The sequence below is a fragment of the Pseudomonas sp. nanlin1 genome (genome assembly GCF_045571515.1).
GTDB lineage: Bacteria > Pseudomonadota > Gammaproteobacteria > Pseudomonadales > Pseudomonadaceae > Aquipseudomonas.
This window is the reverse complement of the sequence record NZ_CP124218.1, coordinates 2400154-2416633: the sequence shown is the minus strand read 5'-3', so window position 1 is coordinate 2416633 and position 16480 is coordinate 2400154. Positions and strand designations below refer to the sequence as shown.

The window sequence follows — 16480 nt, the reverse complement described above, 5'->3', positions numbered from 1 at the left end:
GGGCTTAACACTCAGCTGGCCGCGACGGCCCGGCCCATGCGGCAGGCAATTTCGAAGGCTTGACGAATGGCGCCGACATTGGCTTTGCCCTGCCCCGCGATATCGAAGGCGGTACCGTGGGCAGGTGTGGTGATTGGGATCGGCAAGCCGCCCTGCACCGTGACACCCCGAGAGAAGCCCATCAGTTTGATCGCAATCTGGCCTTGGTCGTGGTACATGGTGACCACCGCATCAAAGGCTTTGCGCTCGCCTTGCACCTTAAGAAAGATAGTGTCGGCCGGGTATGGCCCATCGGCCTGGATGCCCGCCGCCCGCGCGGCCTTTACGGCGGGCCCGATGATGTCCAGTTCTTCGCGGCCGAAGCTGCCGTTGTCGCCGTTGTGCGGGTTGAGCCCACAGACGCCGATGCGAGGAGCTGCCAAGCCACTACGTTTGAGTTCATTGTCGATCAACTGAATGGCTTCGAGCACCCGCTCATGGGTGATCATGCCCGGCACCTCGGCCAGCGCCACATGGGAAGTGGCACGGGAGGTCCAAAGGTCATCGAGCACATTGAATTCGCAGAACGGGCCTTGATAGCCCAAATACTCGGCAAACCAATGCAATTCGTCGCTATGGGCCATACCGGCCATGTGCAGCGAGGTCTTGTTCAACGGGCCGAAGATGATTGCATCGGTGCCACCGTCGGCAGTCAAGCGCAGGGCCTGCTCCAGGGTGTCGAGGCAATAGCGGCCGCCGATGACGCTGGCTTGGTTACGTGGAAATTCGCCCTGGGCGGCCCCTCGAAACGCAAACAGCAGCGGAACGTCATCCGCGAAATCGAGATTTTCCAAGCTATTAACAGCTCGAAACACAAAAGCTTGCCCAGCGATGTCCATGCCTCGCCGCGTCTCCGCTTCGTCGGCGATAAGCACGAAGCGCGCCTGCTGGCGGACCTGGGGGTCGCTAAGCAAACGCGCAATCAGTTCGGGGCCAATCCCGGCCGGGTCACCGAGTACCAAGGCAATACGGGGTAGGTTCGTGCTCATGGGGGACCTCTATGCTTATCATTATTAAGGCGGTAGCTGCCCGATGATACCCGCGGGGCACCGATAACCGTCTAATCAAACCTCTTTATACGGCCATAACCCCTGGCTATCGCTCGTGGCACACAATGCGCCATAGCCCAAGGTTATCGGTGTATGCGATTTTTTGACTAGACGGGCATCGCAGCCTTTCCCACACTCAGCCCACCATAACAAACACAATAACGAGGTATTTATGCCCACTGCTATCGGTCGTCCCTTCGCGCACCTGCTCGCCGCCTGCAGCTTGTTTTGCGCCACCAGCCTGCCTGCGCTGGCGGCCTGGCAACCGGACAGCAACGTCGAGATTCTGGTCGCCGGCGGGCCAGGCGGCGGCACCGACCAGCTTGGCCGGCTGATTCAGTCGATCATCACCCAGCACAAGCTGCTGGAAGTCAGTACCGTGGTGATGAACAAAGGCGGTGGGAATGGCGCCGAGGCATTCCTGGAAATGAAGCAGAGCGCAGGCCAGGCCGAGCGCTTGGTGATTGGCACCAATAATGTGTACCTGCTGCCGTTGGTGGCCAAGATGGGTTACCAGTGGACCGACCTGACCCCCGTGGCGGCCATCGCCGAGGACGACTTTATCCTCTGGACCTACAAAGACGCTCCCTGGCAGGACGCCAAAGCCTATTACGAGGCAGTCAAGGCGGACCCGGCCAAAATGCGCATGGGCGGTAGCCAGTCCAAGGACGTCGACCAGACCCTCACCTTGCTCTTGAACAAAACCACGGGCAGCAAGCTGATCTATATACCGTTCAAAAGCGGCAGCGAAGCCTCGACCCAGTTGGCCGGCAAACACATCACCTCCAACGTCAACAACCCGGCCGAAAGCCTGAGCCAGTGGCGTGGCGAGCAGGTACGGCCGCTTTGCGTATTCAGCCGCGAACGTATGGGCTACACCGAAAAAGCCACGGCGACGCAGGCCTGGGCCGACATTCCCACCTGCCAGGAGCAGGGCTTGGGTGTGGACCAATATCGCTTTCCACGCACGGTGTTCATGCCCGGTGGCGTAACGGACGAGCAGCGCGACTTCTACGTGGATCTGCTGCGTAAAGTCAGCCAAGCGCCTGAGTTTAAAGAGTACATGGCGCGCAATGCGTTGGTGCCAACCTTTCTCGACGGTCCAGGGCTGGTCAATTACATCGAGAAAGATACGGCGCGGGTGAGCCCGGTGTTCAAAGATGCCGGCTGGTTGAAGTAAGCCCACCCAGGGCGCCGTGCTGGCGCCCTTAGCGAGAGGTATGTGCCATGTCCACGTCCACTTCATCGTTGGTGGCCACGCGTTGGGTCGAGCTAGGCCTGGCCACGTTTACCGCTGCCCTCGGTGCGATCGTTATGTACGGCAGCTATACCAGCGGCATCGGCTGGGGCGACGCCGGCCCGGAAGCTGGTTACTTTCCGTTCTACATCGGCCTGATGCTCACTGCGGCCAGCCTGGCCAATATGCTGCTGGCGCTCTTGCGGCGCACCACGGGGGATGCCTCGTTCGTCAGCCGAGAAGCGTTCGGCCGCGTATTAAGTGTGTTCGTGCCGATCGTGCTGTTTGTCGCCAGCATGCCCTTTGTCGGCTTGTACCTGGCCTCGTTCAGCTTTATCGCCTGGTTCATGTGGCGCGACCGCCTTCGGCAAAAGCCCTACGGCTGGTTGTTGATCACCAGCGTAGCGGGCGGCGCGGCACTGGCCAGTTACCTGATTTTTGCCCTCTGGTTCAAAGTCCCGTTGGATGCAGGCCCCCTGGGCGATCTGGCGAATGCCGCGAAGCGAGCACTGACATGAGCGAATTCGATTCATTGATGCAAGGCATGAACCTGATTCTCACCCCAGGACACATTGGCCTGATGGTGATTGGCGTGCTGCTGGGCATTCTGGTCGGCGTGCTGCCGGGCTTGGGTGCACCCAACGGGGTGGCGTTACTGTTACCCCTGACATTCACCATGTCGCCGACGTCGGCGATCATCCTGCTGTCATGCATGTACTGGGGCGCTCTGTTCGGCGGCTCCATCACCTCGATTCTGTTCAATATTCCCGGGGAGCCGTCCTCGGTCGCGACCACCTTCGACGGTTACCCCATGGCCCGCCAAGGCAAAGCCGGCGAGGCGCTCACCGCGGCGTTCAGTTCAGCCCTGCTGGGGGCGCTGGTCGGGGTACTGCTGCTGACCTTCCTGTCGACCCGTATCGCCGCGTTCGCCATGGAGTTCAGCTCGCCGGAATTCTTTGCGGTGTATCTGCTGGCGTTCTGTACTTTCATTGGCATGAGCAAAAACCCGCCGCTGAAAACCCTGGTGGCAATGATGCTGGGCTTTGCCATGGCGGCCATTGGCATGGACACCGTGTCGGGCGACTTGCGCCTGACCTTCGACCAGCCCTGGTTGCTCTCGGGTATCAGCTTCGAAGTGGCCGTGATCGGCTTGTTCGGCATCGGCGAAATCCTCTGCACCGTCGAGGAAGGCTTGGTGTTTCGCGGCGAACACGCGCGGATCACGCCCATGGTGATCCTGCGCACCTGGAAAAAAATGCCCCGCTACTGGCTGACTTGGCTGCGCAGTACCTTGGTGGGCTGCTGGATGGGCATTACCCCTGGCGGACCGACGGCGGCCTCGTTCATGAGTTACAGCCTGGCCCGACGCTTTTCGAAAAACCGCGAGAATTTCGGCAAAGGCGAAGTCGAAGGCGTGATAGCCCCAGAAACCGCTGATCACGCTGCAGGCACCAGTGCCCTGCTGCCGATGCTGACCCTGGGCATTCCCGGCTCGGCCACCGCTGCCGTAATGCTCGGCGGCCTGATGATCTGGGGCTTGCACCCCGGGCCGACGCTGTTTGTCGAACAACACGACTTTGTCTGGAGCCTGATTGCCAGTATGTACCTGGGGAACGTGGTCAGTCTGATCGTGGTGTTGGCCACCGTGCCGCTGTTCGCCTCGATCTTGCGTATTCCTTTTTCGATCATCGCCCCGATCATTGTGATGGTGTGTGCCATAGGCGCTTACTCGGTGCATAACTCGCTGTTCGACGTGGCCATGATGCTGGTGTTTGGCGCCCTGGGTTATGTGTTCAAGAAACTCGGGTACCCGATTGCACCGTTAGTGCTGGCAGCGGTATTAGGTGACAAAGCTGAAGATGCTTTCCGTCAGTCGATGCTGTTTTCCAATGGTGAACTGGGGATTTTCTGGTCTAACCCCCTGGTGGGCTCGCTGACCACCGCTGCTTTGCTGATGCTGTTTTGGCCGCTGCTGGCCCGCGGTCTGAAAACCCTGACCGGTCTGAGAACCCGGCGCCTGCAACGCGTATCGTAAACGGATAAGAGCAAAAGGTCGGGGGCAAGCCCCCCTCTACGTCCCCCGATCTTGTAACGGATAAATGGTCATCAAAATCAGGCCTCTGGCACCTCAAGGAAAAGCACGCCAGGCCGATGCAAATGGACCAGCCCTCCCCCCGGATACAGAATCTAATGTTCAATAAGCGCTTGAGTCAGGAAGTCGCCGCCCTCCGCGAGCAACTGTCCTCGCATGAACAGGTCAGGCATAGCCTCTACGAAGAAATGATGGCGATCACCCTGGACCCCGCCGGGAAATTCGAGTCGGTCAACCCAAATTTCGAACATGAAATGCACTATCGCCCGGGGGCGTTGAGTGGGCGTCCCATTGAAGAACTGGTACCGGAGCACGCTAAACGCTTGGAGCCGTTCCAGCGATTGCGCACGGCCTTGGCCCGCGGCGAGCATTTTAGTGGGACCATCCGTTTGCTGCGCGGTGACGGCCGTGAAGCCTGGCTGCGTTCGATCGTGGAGCCGGTGAAGAACAGCGCGGGTCAAGTGCTGCATTTTTCCATTTATGCCGACGACCTCACCCGTACCATCGAACGCTCACGCGAAGACGAAAGCCTGATCAAGGCCTTGCTGCGCTCGCAAGCGGTGGTCGAGTTCACGCTGGAGGGGGAAGTCATTACCGCCAATGACCGCTTTCTCCACGCGCTGGGTTACACCCTGGAGCAGATCAAAGGCAAGCACCACCGCCAATTCTGTGTGGCCGAGGAATACAACTCGCCTGAATACACGGCGTTTTGGGACAAACTGCGCCGTGGCGAGTTTGTCGTCGACCGCTTCAAACGCGTGGACAGCCGTGGCCAGACCGTGTGGCTGGAGGCCTCCTACAACCCGGTGATCGATGCCAATGACCGGCTGTACAAGGTAGTCAAGTTCGCCACCGTGATCACCGATCAGGTCAACCGTGACCAGGCAGTGTCGAGCGCTGCCAGCGTGGCCTACGGCATATCCGTACAGACCGACACGGTGGCGCAGAAAGGCGCCGAAGTGGTGGGCGAAACTGTGGAGGTGTTGCGCGATCTGGCCAAGAGTATGCAAGAGGCCACCGTCGGTATCGAAGCCCTGGATAAACAGTCGCAACTGATCGGGACGATCATCAAGACCATCAGTGCGATTGCCTCGCAAACCAACCTGCTGGCGCTCAACGCCGCCATCGAAGCGGCGCGCGCCGGCGAACAGGGCCGCGGCTTTGCGGTGGTGGCGGACGAAGTGCGGCAACTTGCTTCCCGGACCAGTTCGGCCACCGAGGAGATCACCAACGTCGTGCAGCAGAATCAGCAATTGGCCAGCCAGGCCGTGACCTTGATGGGCACCGGCCGGCGTCACGCCGACGAAGGTTTAATACTGGCCGGGGAAGCGGGCTCGGCGATTCTGGAAATCCGCGACGGGGCGCAAAAGGTTGTCGATGCGATCGGCCAGTTCGCCAATCAGTTTTCGGTCTGACAAGCTCGTCGAAAAAGGGAGAAACGATTTAGCCTGGGGCTGGTCTATGCTTGACTGATTATTTTCAAGCCTAGGAGGCGATACACCATGACCCAGGCCTATAGCTATGCCGCCCAAAGTGCCACCGAGCCCCTCAAGCCTTACCGCTTCGAGCGTCGCGACCCGGCGGCAGACGACGTACAGATCGAAATTCTCTACTGCGGTGTCTGTCACTCAGACCTGCACACCGCGCGCAACGAATGGAAAAATACCCTCTACCCTTCCGTACCCGGCCACGAGATCGTCGGCCGCGTGACCGCGGTGGGCAGCAATGTCAGCCAGTTCAAGGTCGGCGACCTCGCCGGTGTCGGTTGCATGGTCGACAGCTGCCAGAGCTGCGCATCGTGCGCCGAAGGCGAAGAGCAGTACTGCGAAAACGGCTTCACCGGCACTTATAACGGCCCGGTGTTCGGCGGCGAAAACACCTTGGGTGGCTATAGCGACTCTATCGTGGTCAAGCAGCAATTCGTCCTGCGCATCGCTCCAACTGACAACTTGGCGGCCATTGCGCCTCTGCTGTGCGCGGGCATTACCACCTATTCGCCACTGCACCACTGGAAGGTCGGCCCCGGCATGAAAGTCGGTATCGTCGGGCTCGGCGGGTTGGGCCATATGGCGGTCAAGATCGCCCATGCCATGGGTGCCCATGTCGTGCTGTTCACCACCTCGCCGAACAAACGTGATGATGGCCTGCGCCTGGGCGCCGATGAAGTGGTGGTGTCCAAGGATGCCGAGCAGATGGCCGCGAAAGCCAATAGCTTGGACTTTATCCTTAATACCGTCGCCGCGCCCCACGACCTGGACGCATTCCTCAACCTGCTCAAGCGCGATGGCACCATGACGCTGGTGGGCGCGCCGGACAGCCCGCATCCTTCGCCCAATGTGTTTGGTTTGATTTTCAAGCGCCGCAGCTTGGCCGGCTCGTTGATCGGCGGTATCAAAGAGACCCAGGACATGCTGGATTTCTGCGCCAAGCATGGGATCGTGTCTGACATCGAAACCATTGCGATTCAGGACATCAATGAAGCCTACGAGCGGATGCTCAAAGGCGATGTTAAATATCGCTTTGTGATCGACATGGCTTCGCTGAAAAAAGAATCCAACGCTGCCTGACCTGCCGGCTGGCGGCGGGCGTCCAGCCCGTCGCCGGCCTGCCCACACGCAACACACCCTGCTATAATCGCGCCATTCCAATATCTCCAATTGCCCTCACGCCGCCTTCGGCCGTGGGGCATTTGCGCTTGCAAGGTAACCTATGTCCCTGAAAGATCTACGCGGCAATGTTCTGGCTGGCCTGACCTCGTCGTTCGCGCTAGTGCCCGAATGCATCGCCTTTGCCTTGGTGGCCCAAGTCAACCCGCTGATGGGGCTCTACGGCGCCTTTATCATCTGCACCCTCACCGCCCTGCTTGGCGGGCGCCCGGCAATGATTTCCGGTGCGGCCGGGTCCATGGCCGTGGTGATTGTGGCATTGGTGGTACAGCATGGCGTCGAGTATTTATTAGCGACGGTGGTACTGGGTGGCGTCTTTATGATGCTGTTCGGGCTGTTACGGCTGGGTAAATTGGTACGCATGGTGCCCCATCCCGTGATGCTCGGCTTCGTCAACGGCCTGGCCATCGTTATCGCCTGGTCGCAACTTGAGCACTTCAAGAACCACCAGGGCCAGTGGCTGGACAGCACTGCGCTGCTGGTGATGGTGGGCCTGACCTTGCTGACCATGGCCGTGGTTTATCTGCTGCCGCGCCTGACCAAAGCCGTGCCTGCCGCCTTGGTCGCCATCGTTGGGGTAAGTCTGATGGTCGCCGGGCTGGACTTGCCGACGCGCACCTTAGGAGACATGGCCCAGATCGCGGGCGGGCTGCCGAGCTGGCATTGGCCAAGCGTGCCAATGAATGGCGAGACCCTGCGTATCATCCTGCCCTACGCCGTGCTGATGGCCATGGTCGGTTTGCTGGAAACCCTGCTGACCTTTAACCTAACCGACGAATTGACCGAAACCCGTGGCCAGCCTAACCGCGAGTGCGTCGCCTTGGGGTTCGCCAACATCACCTCCGGTGTATTCGGGGGCATGGGCGGCTGCGCGATGATCGGCCAAACCGTGATCAACCTGAGTTCGGGCGGCCGCGGTCGCCTGTCGGGGGTGGTCAGCGGCGTGATGATCCTGCTGTTTATCCTGTTTCTCTCGCCCCTTATTGAGCGTATTCCGTTGGCCGCCCTGGCCGGGGTGATGTTCGTGGTGGCACAACAAACCTTTGCCTGGGGTTCGCTGCGGGTGCTCGGTAAAGTCCCGCTCAATGATGCCCTGGTGATTGTGGCGGTCACTGTCATCACCGTCTGTACTGACCTGGCGACTGCCGTATTGTGCGGCATCCTCATCGCCGCGCTGGCGTTCGCTTGGCAACATTCGCGGGAAGTGCGTGCCGATATCGACGAGTCCATCCCTGGGCAGAAGACCTACACACCCCATGGCACGCTGTTCTTCGCCTCGACCACGCATTTTCAAGCCTTGTTCGACCCGCAGAACGATCCTCAGCAGGTGACCGTGGACTGCCGCTACCTGCACTTGGTCGACCACTCGGCGATCGCTGCACTCGAAGGGCTGGCGGCGCGCTATGCAAGATTCGGCAAACGGTTTGTACTCAATCATTTATCCGAGCGCAATGAACGGCTGTTGCAGCGGGCCGGCGTCACCATCGAGCTGGCAACCACATGACCGCCTGTCGGATCGCTGGCACCTCGCGGGCACTAGGCGGGACCAAATACAAGTAGTCCCACGTCCCATCCCTAAATAAGGAAAGCCCCATGCTCAGGACAAATATTGCATCCCTTACCCTCGCGGCGTTGCTCTCGGCGGCTTCGGTCGCCGCTTTCGCTGGCGCCTCCGGCCCTGTCAGCCCTGGCACCAACAGCACCATGGGTACCGGTGACGACGCCACGGGCAGCAGCACTAAAAGTGCGGCCGACGACGACATGGTCAATCAAGGCCAAGGCAACGGCGGCGGCGGTAGCGCCACCGGTACCGACAACACCGGCGCAGGCGGCTCCAGTGGCAACGGCAGTGGATCCGGCAGCGGTAGCAGCAGTGGCGGCTCGGGCGGTGCATCGGGTAGCGGCAGCAAGTAACTGCTAGCTGCATCCGTTTCGTATAAGCCCGACCCTGCGTCGGGCTTTTTGTTTTTTTGCTTTTAAACGAATGCCCTGCGCGCGTCAAATTAAAGACGCCAGCCCACCTCCCCTTCGAAATCGCCTGCCGCCAACTATGCATACGCCATTTTAATGGCGCTTCGTCATAAAAAAGTCTGAAATCCGCCGATGTACGGCTATAACTTTTCCCAAAAAATGGGTTCATAGTGCTCGTGCGTTATTTATTTGACATTCCGCCTCTCAAGGCTCACGCCACGGAACTAACACTATGATTTACAACGTAAAAGACTTCGGTGCGATTGGTGATGGCCTGACTGACGACACTGCGGCAATCCAGGCGGCCATTGATGCGGCGGCAGCAGCAGGGGGCGGAGAAGTTTACATCCCCACAGGTACCTTCATTGTTTCAGGTGGTGAGGAGCCTTCAGATGGCTGCCTGATGATTAAAAGCAACGTGCACATCACCGGCGACGGCATGGGCGAAACCGTTGTAAAGCTCGCGGACGGGTCCGATACCAAAGTCACCGGCATCATTCGTTCAGCCTACGGGGAAGAAACCCACGATTTCGGCGTTAGCCACCTCACGATCGACGGTAACCGCGACAACACCACCGGCAAGGTCGATGGCTGGTTCAATGGATTCATTCCTGGCAAAGAAGGCCATGACTCCAACGTCACCCTGGACAGCGTGGAAATCAAAGACTGCTCAGGCTACGGCTTCGATCCCCACGAACAGACCTACAACATGGTCATCAAGAACAGCGTGTCCCACGGCAATGGGCTGGATGGTTTCGTCGCCGATTACCTGGTCGACAGCGTGTTCGAAAACAACGTGGCGTATGACAACGACCGTCACGGCTTCAACGTCGTCACCAACACCCACGACTTCGCGTTGACCAACAACGTTGCCTATGGCAACGGCAGCACCGGCATCGTGGTCCAGCGCGGCAGTGAGAATATCCCGTCCCCCGCCAATATCACCATCAGTGGCGGCGCGGTGTATGGCAACGCCGCCGAGGGTGTATTGATCAAGCTGTCCAGCGACGTCAGCGTCAGCGGTGTGGACATCCACGACAACGGCAGTGCCGGGGTACGCATTTACGGGAGCTCGGGTGTCGAGGTGGTCGACAACACCCTGACCAACAACTCACTGGCAAACCCTGTGCCTGAAGTCATCATTCAGTCCTACGACGACACTGCGGGTGTCTCCGGCAAATACTTCAATGGCAGCGACAACGTTATCCAGGGCAACGTAATTACTGGCAGCGCCCTCTCCACCTATGGCGTGGCCGAGCGCAATGAAGACGGTACCGACCGCAACAGCATCATCGGCAATACCATCAGCCATACGTCCAAGGGCTCTGCACTGGTTTATGGCGACGGCAGTTTCGTCAGCGATGTAGCGCCGGTGCAGACACTGCAAGGCACGGCTGGGGCCGACACCCTCAATGGTGGTGACGGCGCGCAAATTCTTCTCGGCCTGGCCGGCAAAGACGCCCTACTGGGCGGCGCCGGGGACGACACCCTGATAGGCGGCGCCGACGCCGACAAGTTAACCGGCGGCAGCGGTGCCGATACCTTCCGTTTCGACACCCTCACCGACAGCTATCGCACGGCTAACGCCTCGTTCGCTGACACCATCACCGACTTTAACGTCAGCCAGGACAAGATCGACCTGGCCGACCTGGGCTATACCGGCCTGGGCAGTGGCCTGGATGGCACCCTGAACGTCAGTTACAACGCCAGCAGCGACCGCACCTATATCAAAGACTTCACCGCTGACAGCAACGGTAACCGCTTCGAGCTGGTCCTGGCCGGCAACCTGGTAGACACCTTGAAGGCTAGCCATTTTGTCTTCGACCGCGTGCTGCAGGGCACCAGCGGTAACGACGCGCTCCAAGGCACCGAAGGGGCGGACACCTTGTTGGGCCTGGCAGGCGCGGACGCCCTCAGCGGTGCCGGTGGCGCCGATCGCCTGGATGGCGGCGCCGGGGCTGATACCCTGAGCGGCGGCGCGGGCGCCGATACCTTTGTCTTCAGCGACCGCATGGACAGCTTTCGTAACTACAATGCCGGCGGCGCCAACCTCGGTGACACCATCACGGATTTCAAAGTCAGCGAAGACCGCATCGACCTCTCTGCCATCGGCTTCACCGGCCTGGGTGACGGCAAGAACGGCACCGTTTACCTGGTGCTCAACAGCGCCGGGACCAAGACTTACGTCAAATCCCTGGACACCGATGCCAACGGCAACCGCTTTGAAATTGCCCTCGAAGGCAATTTGCTCAACAGCCTGACGGCCGCTAACTTTGTGTTTGCCAACACTCCAGGCTCGGGCAACAACGCGCCAGTGGTGGCCACCCCCTTGGCCGACCAAAATGCCAGCGAGAACACGCCCTTCAGCTACACCGTGCCGGCCATCGCGTTCACCGACGCCGATAACGACACCCTGAACTACAGCGCTACCCTGGCCGACGGCAGCCCTCTGCCCACCTGGCTCAGCTTCGACGCCGCTACACGTACTTTCAGTGGCACCCCTGGCGACAGTGCAGCGGGTAGCTACGAAGTGAAAGTCAGCGCCAGCGACGGCAAAGTCGCCAGCAGCGACGCCTTCGTCCTTGCCGTGCAAGACACCCCGGCGAGCAATGCCGGGGTGATCACTGGTACTGCGGGCAAAGACACCTTGATCGGCACTGCTGCCAATGAGCAATTGCTCGGCGGCGCCGACAATGATGTGCTCAATGGCGGTGGCGGCAACGACATCCTCAACGGTGGCGCAGGTGCCGACAAACTCACAGGTGGCAGCGGCGCGGACATCTTTCGCTTCACCTCCACCCAGGACAGTTTCCGCACCGCAACCACCACGGCCAGCGACCAGATTCTCGACTTTGACCTCAAAGCCGACAAAATCGACGTCTCCGCCCTAGGCTATACCGGGTTGGGCAATGGCCTGAACGGTACCCTGCAGGTCACCTACAACGCCAGCCTCGACCGCACCTATATTAAGGACCGCGTAGCAGACGCCAACGGCAACCGTTTTGAGGTGTCTCTGGCGGGTAACTACCTGGCCGGCCTGGGCAGCTCGCATTTTGTCTTCGCCGGGCAAGACACGCCCAGCAACTCGGCGCCGGTGGTCACTGACCTGCTGCAAGACCAGACCGCCACCGAGCAAACGGCTTTCACTTATACCCTAGCGAATACCAGCTTCGTCGACCCCGACAATGACGCCCTGACCTACGTGGCGACCCTGGACGACGGCAGCGCCCTGCCCAGCTGGATGACCTTCGATAGCACCACGCTGACTTTCAGCGGCACACCTGGGCCGGACGCGGCAGGCGATTACCGGGTACTGGTGACCGCCAGCGACCCGACTGGCGCGTCGGTCAGCGACGGCTTTGCCTTGAGTGTGGCCGATGCCCCGGCCCAGACCGTTACCGGCAGCGCCTTGGCAGATACCCTGGTCGGCGGCAGCGGCGACGATTTGATCCTGGGCCTGGCGGGCGCCGATACCCTGCGTGGTGCAGCCGGCAACGATATTCTTGACGGTGGTGAAGGCCGCGACTCGCTGTACGGCGGCGCCGGTGCGGACACTTTCCGCTACTCGGCGGTATCTGACAGCTACCGTGACTACGACAGCGGCGGCCTGACCGCAACCGACACCCTTTACGATTTCACCCACGGCGAGGACAAAATCGACGTCTCGGCCTTGGGCATCCTCGGGCTTGGCGACGGTAGCAGCCACACGCTGTATATGACGCTCAACGAGGCGGGCGACAAGACCTACATCAAATCCGCCGAAGCCGACGCCGACGGCAACCGCTTCGAAATCGCCCTGGCGGGTAACCTGCTCAACACCTTGACCGCAGACGACTTTGTCTTCGCCGAGCGCGCGCCCCAAGAGATTCTCTTCCTGCCCACCCTCGGCCAGTCCAACGCGCGCCTGATGCGCATGACCGAGGACGACAACGAGTCCGGCACCTCGCGCATGGTCAACGACCTCGGCCGTTACACCAACTACGACGTGCGCAGCCAATTCACCGATGCCGATGGCAATGGCATCGACGTCGCCGTGGGCGGCAGCACCGTATCGGGGCTATCCACCGGTTCAGCCGAAGAAATGCGCCTGTGCTGGTGGTTGACCGACACCAACGAGCCGGGTCCGGCGTTGTTGCGGGCAGTAGAATTGCTCAAAGGGCAAATGGCCGAACTCAGCGCCATCGATAAAGTGACCATGGGAATCGTTTGGGGCCAGGGCGAAGAAGCCGCCCAGGAAATCGCCCGTGCCACCGACAAAGCAGCAGCCGCAGCCCAGTACAAGGCCTCCACTGAAAAAGTTTTCGACTACCTGCACGCGCAGTTGGGTGACTTCTCGGTGTATCTGATGGAGACCGGGCATTACCAGCAAGACGCCGCCCGCGCTCGCGGCTATAGCGAGGAGAAAATCGCCTCGATCGTCGAAGGGGTCGGATACGTGCGCGCCGCCCAGGAAGCCCTGGTCGCCGAACGTGATGACGTCAAATTGGCGGTGGACTACACCGACCTGCCCTTGCGCTATGAAGTCGATCCGCTGGTGTATCCGGATGACGTCTGGCATTTGCATGAAGAGTCGGCGGAAATCGTCGGCCAACGCCTGGCCGATGCCATCGCCAATGACCTGGGCTTCCAGGGCAACCCCGACGATAACAACAAGGCCAGCGACATTACCCAGGGCAACCAGAACGAAGGCGGCTCGATTTTGGGCACCGACGATGACGATACCCTGGTCGGCAGCGCCGGTAACGACATCCTTAACGGCGACCTGGGTGCCGACACCATGATCGGCGGTGACGGCAACGACATCTACGTGGTGGACAATGCCTTCGATATCATCGAAGAAACCAACCCCTCACTGTCGCAGATCGATACCGTGCAAAGCTCCGTCAGTTGGACCCTCGGGGCTAACCTGGAGAATCTGATCCTAGGCGGGATATCGGCAATCAACGGCACCGGCAACGGCCTGAAGAACTTCATCACCGGTAACAACGCGGCCAACCTGCTCGACGGTGGTGAAGGAGCGGACTCGCTCAAGGGCCTCGACGGCTCCGACCGCTACGTGGTCGACAACGTGGACGACCACGTTATCGAAACCAACAGCGACCAACAGACTGGCGGCGTTGATACGGTATTCAGCAGCTTGGCGACGTACACTCTAACGGCCAACGTCGAGAACCTGGTCATCGCCACCGGCTTGAGCGCCAACGCCATCGGCAACGAATTGGACAACACCCTGTATGCCGGGGCGGGCGCTAACCTGCTGGACGGTCGCGCTGGTGTAGACACCCTGTCTTATGCCTTTGCCAGCAGCGGGGTAAGCGTGAATATCTCCACTAGCGCGCAACAGAACACCGGCGGCTCGGGGCTGGATTCGATCAAGAACATCGAAAACCTCAGCGGCAGCCAATACGCCGATGTGCTGACGGGCAACAGTGGCAACAACGTGCTTCACGGCGGCAATGGCAACGACACGATAGTTGGCGGTTCGGGCAATGACACCCTGATCGGCGGCAACGGCAGCGACACCCTCACCGGTGGCACCGGGGCCGATACCTATGTGTTTGCCAGCGTCGGCGAAATGGGCCTGGGGGCACTGCGGGACGTCATCAACGGCTTCAAGACCGCCGAGGGTGACAAACTGGACTTCTCGGCCCTGGACGCTAACCCCCTCACCGCCGAGCATGACGCCTTCACCTTTATCGGCAGCAACGCCTTCGATACCGACGCGACCGGGCAACTGCGCTTCGTCGATGGCGTGTTGTACGGCAGCAGCAATGCCGACGGCGCGGCGGAGTTCGAAATCCAGCTGGTGGGTGTGAAGGAACTGCATGCGGCCGATGTGCTGGTTTGAGATCAAAAGATCGGGGCCTAGCGGAGCGCCGCCCGGCCCCCTCCTACGCGGTCGTGGCAAATATGGAATACACCGCGCGCCGTACGGATCGCGGCAAATATTGAATATACCGCGCGCCGTAGGAGGGGGTCTTGCCCCCGATCTCTTCACCGATCTGCGCCGCCGCCAAGATCAAAAGCTCGGGGCCGAGCGGAGCGCCGCCCGGACCCCTCCTACGCGGTCGTGGCATTACAGATGCTGAGGTTTAGAACATGCCCTGCAGGCGCTCCAACACCGCGCGGTTCATCTGCCCGGTGTGGGTGTGCAAGGTGACGTAGCTAAGCAGCATGTCCAGCTTGGTGTTGAGCAGATCACGCCGGGCCTGGAATAGCCGTTGTTGTGCATCGAGGATATCCACCGTAGAGCGCACGCCGCCCTGGTAGCCCTTTTCGGTGGACGTCAGGGCTTTCTGGTTGGAGTCTACGGCGCGTAGCATGGCGCGGCTTTTCGCCTGGCCGGCCACCACGCCCAGGTAGTCGGTCTCGACGTCTTCGGCCAGTTGCTGGCGTTGCACGTCATAGTCGGCCTGGGCGCCTGCCAGGGCGGCTTCGGCCTTTTTCACCGAAGCGCTGACCGAGCCGCCGCTGTACAACGGAATGTCTAGCGACAGGCCCACATAGTAGCTGTCCTGGCGCGGTTGCAGTTCTTGATACTGGGAATTGTCGCGGCGGGTCAGTTGCCCGGTCAGGGACAGGGTCGGGTAGTGCCCGGCTTTTTGTCCCTCGCTTTGCGCTTCAGCCACGCGCACGGCGGCCTGGCGCGCGGCCAGTTCGGGGCTGGCGTCGCGGGCGATGCGGGTCCAGTAGCCGAGGTCGTGCTCGGGTGCCAGCAAGCCCTCACCCAGGCTGCGTTCCTGCATGGGCGGGATATCCTGCACCGCGATGTTAGCCCGGCCTGATAGCGTGCGCAGTGCGGCTATACGCTGGGTTTGCGCCTCGACCTCTTGGGCGACCACCAGATCATAGCGGGCCTGGGCGTCGTCGATGTCGGTCACGGTGCCCTCCCCCGAGGCGAATAAGCGCTTGTTCTGTTCCACCAGCCCGGCAATCGCCGCTTTCTGCTGGCCAATCAGTTTGATCTCGTTTTCCACCCTGGCCACTTGAAAATAAGCCTTGGCGACCCGCTCGAAAAGCGTCTGGCTGGCGACGTCGAACTCCAGCTCACCCAGTTGCCCCCGCGCCTTGCCCTCCTGATAGGCCGCCCAGCGGGCCTTGTCGTACAAAGGCTGCTGGGCGGTGAGCGACACGCTGTTGGACTGGTAATCGTCACTGTCGACATAACTGGCGTCGGTGCCACCGTCGGTGCGCCCGCCTTTGCCGTAGCGTGAGCCGAGCGACACTTGGGGTAGCAGGCGCCCACGGCCAATTGCCTCCTCGTTTTGTGAGGCCTGGTAGGCGTACGTGGCCGACTGGATGGTCGGATCGTGCAGGCGCGAGGCATCGTATAGATCGGCCAGGCTCAACTCGCCGCCCGCGGCGCCTGCCGTGCCAGCCCAGGTCAAGCTAAGACCAACCAAGGCCCAAGGGGGTAAACGCATGG

At 60.7% G+C, this 16480-nt stretch carries 10 protein-coding genes and 1 pseudogene; 9 read left to right on the top strand and 2 right to left on the bottom strand.

Features of this window, described 5'->3' with window-relative positions; translation table 11 throughout:
* Nucleotides 1–11 precede the first annotated feature (11 nt).
* A complete protein-coding gene (locus QCL65_RS11310) occupies nucleotides 12–1028 on the bottom strand; it encodes a 4-hydroxythreonine-4-phosphate dehydrogenase PdxA (protein WP_407316303.1) in 1017 nt (338 codons plus the stop codon).
* 232 nt (nucleotides 1029–1260) lie between these two features.
* Between QCL65_RS11310 and QCL65_RS11305 the strand changes: the two genes are divergently transcribed.
* The 9 genes and pseudogenes from QCL65_RS11305 (at nucleotide 1261) to QCL65_RS11265 (ending at nucleotide 14902) form a co-directional block, all read left to right on the top strand.
* Nucleotides 1261–2268: a Bug family tripartite tricarboxylate transporter substrate binding protein gene (locus QCL65_RS11305; RefSeq protein ID WP_407316302.1), complete on the top strand. Its 1008-nt coding sequence runs from the start codon at nucleotides 1261–1263 to the stop codon at nucleotides 2266–2268.
* Between the two features lie 47 nt (nucleotides 2269–2315).
* On the top strand, nucleotides 2316–2843 hold the full coding sequence (locus QCL65_RS11300; RefSeq protein WP_407316301.1) for a tripartite tricarboxylate transporter TctB family protein: 528 nt from the start codon (nucleotides 2316–2318) through the stop codon (nucleotides 2841–2843).
* Complete coding sequence (locus tag QCL65_RS11295; protein WP_407316300.1) at nucleotides 2840–4360, top strand: tripartite tricarboxylate transporter permease; 1521 nt, start codon at nucleotides 2840–2842, stop codon at nucleotides 4358–4360. Before QCL65_RS11300 ends, QCL65_RS11295 begins: the two co-directional genes overlap by 4 nt.
* Nucleotides 4361–4476: 116 nt before the next feature.
* Nucleotides 4477–5289, top strand: a pseudogene (locus tag QCL65_RS11290) (PAS domain-containing protein); the annotation flags it as partial.
* Nucleotides 5272–5832, top strand: a complete 561-nt coding sequence (locus QCL65_RS11285) for a methyl-accepting chemotaxis protein (RefSeq protein ID WP_407316799.1) — start codon at nucleotides 5272–5274, stop codon at nucleotides 5830–5832. The pseudogene QCL65_RS11290 and the gene QCL65_RS11285, both read left to right, overlap by 18 nt.
* A gap of 87 nt (nucleotides 5833–5919) precedes the next feature.
* On the top strand, nucleotides 5920–6984 hold the full coding sequence (locus QCL65_RS11280; protein WP_407316299.1) for an NAD(P)-dependent alcohol dehydrogenase: 1065 nt from the start codon (nucleotides 5920–5922) through the stop codon (nucleotides 6982–6984).
* A gap of 142 nt (nucleotides 6985–7126) precedes the next feature.
* Nucleotides 7127–8587 (top strand): SulP family inorganic anion transporter, encoded by a 1461-nt coding sequence (locus QCL65_RS11275; protein ID WP_407316298.1) that lies wholly within the window; start codon nucleotides 7127–7129, stop codon nucleotides 8585–8587.
* Nucleotides 8588–8676: 89 nt separating this feature from the next.
* Entirely contained in the window at nucleotides 8677–8997 is a 321-nt protein-coding gene (locus QCL65_RS11270; protein ID WP_407316297.1) for a hypothetical protein, read from the top strand.
* A gap of 289 nt (nucleotides 8998–9286) precedes the next feature.
* Nucleotides 9287–14902 (top strand): M10 family metallopeptidase C-terminal domain-containing protein, encoded by a 5616-nt coding sequence (locus QCL65_RS11265; protein WP_407316296.1) that lies wholly within the window; start codon nucleotides 9287–9289, stop codon nucleotides 14900–14902.
* Nucleotides 14903–15146: 244 nt separating this feature from the next.
* On the opposite strand, the gene QCL65_RS11260 is transcribed toward QCL65_RS11265, so the two are convergent.
* Nucleotides 15147–16478 (bottom strand): TolC family outer membrane protein, encoded by a 1332-nt coding sequence (locus QCL65_RS11260; protein WP_407316295.1) that lies wholly within the window; start codon nucleotides 16476–16478, stop codon nucleotides 15147–15149.
* Nucleotides 16479–16480 lie beyond the last annotated feature (2 nt).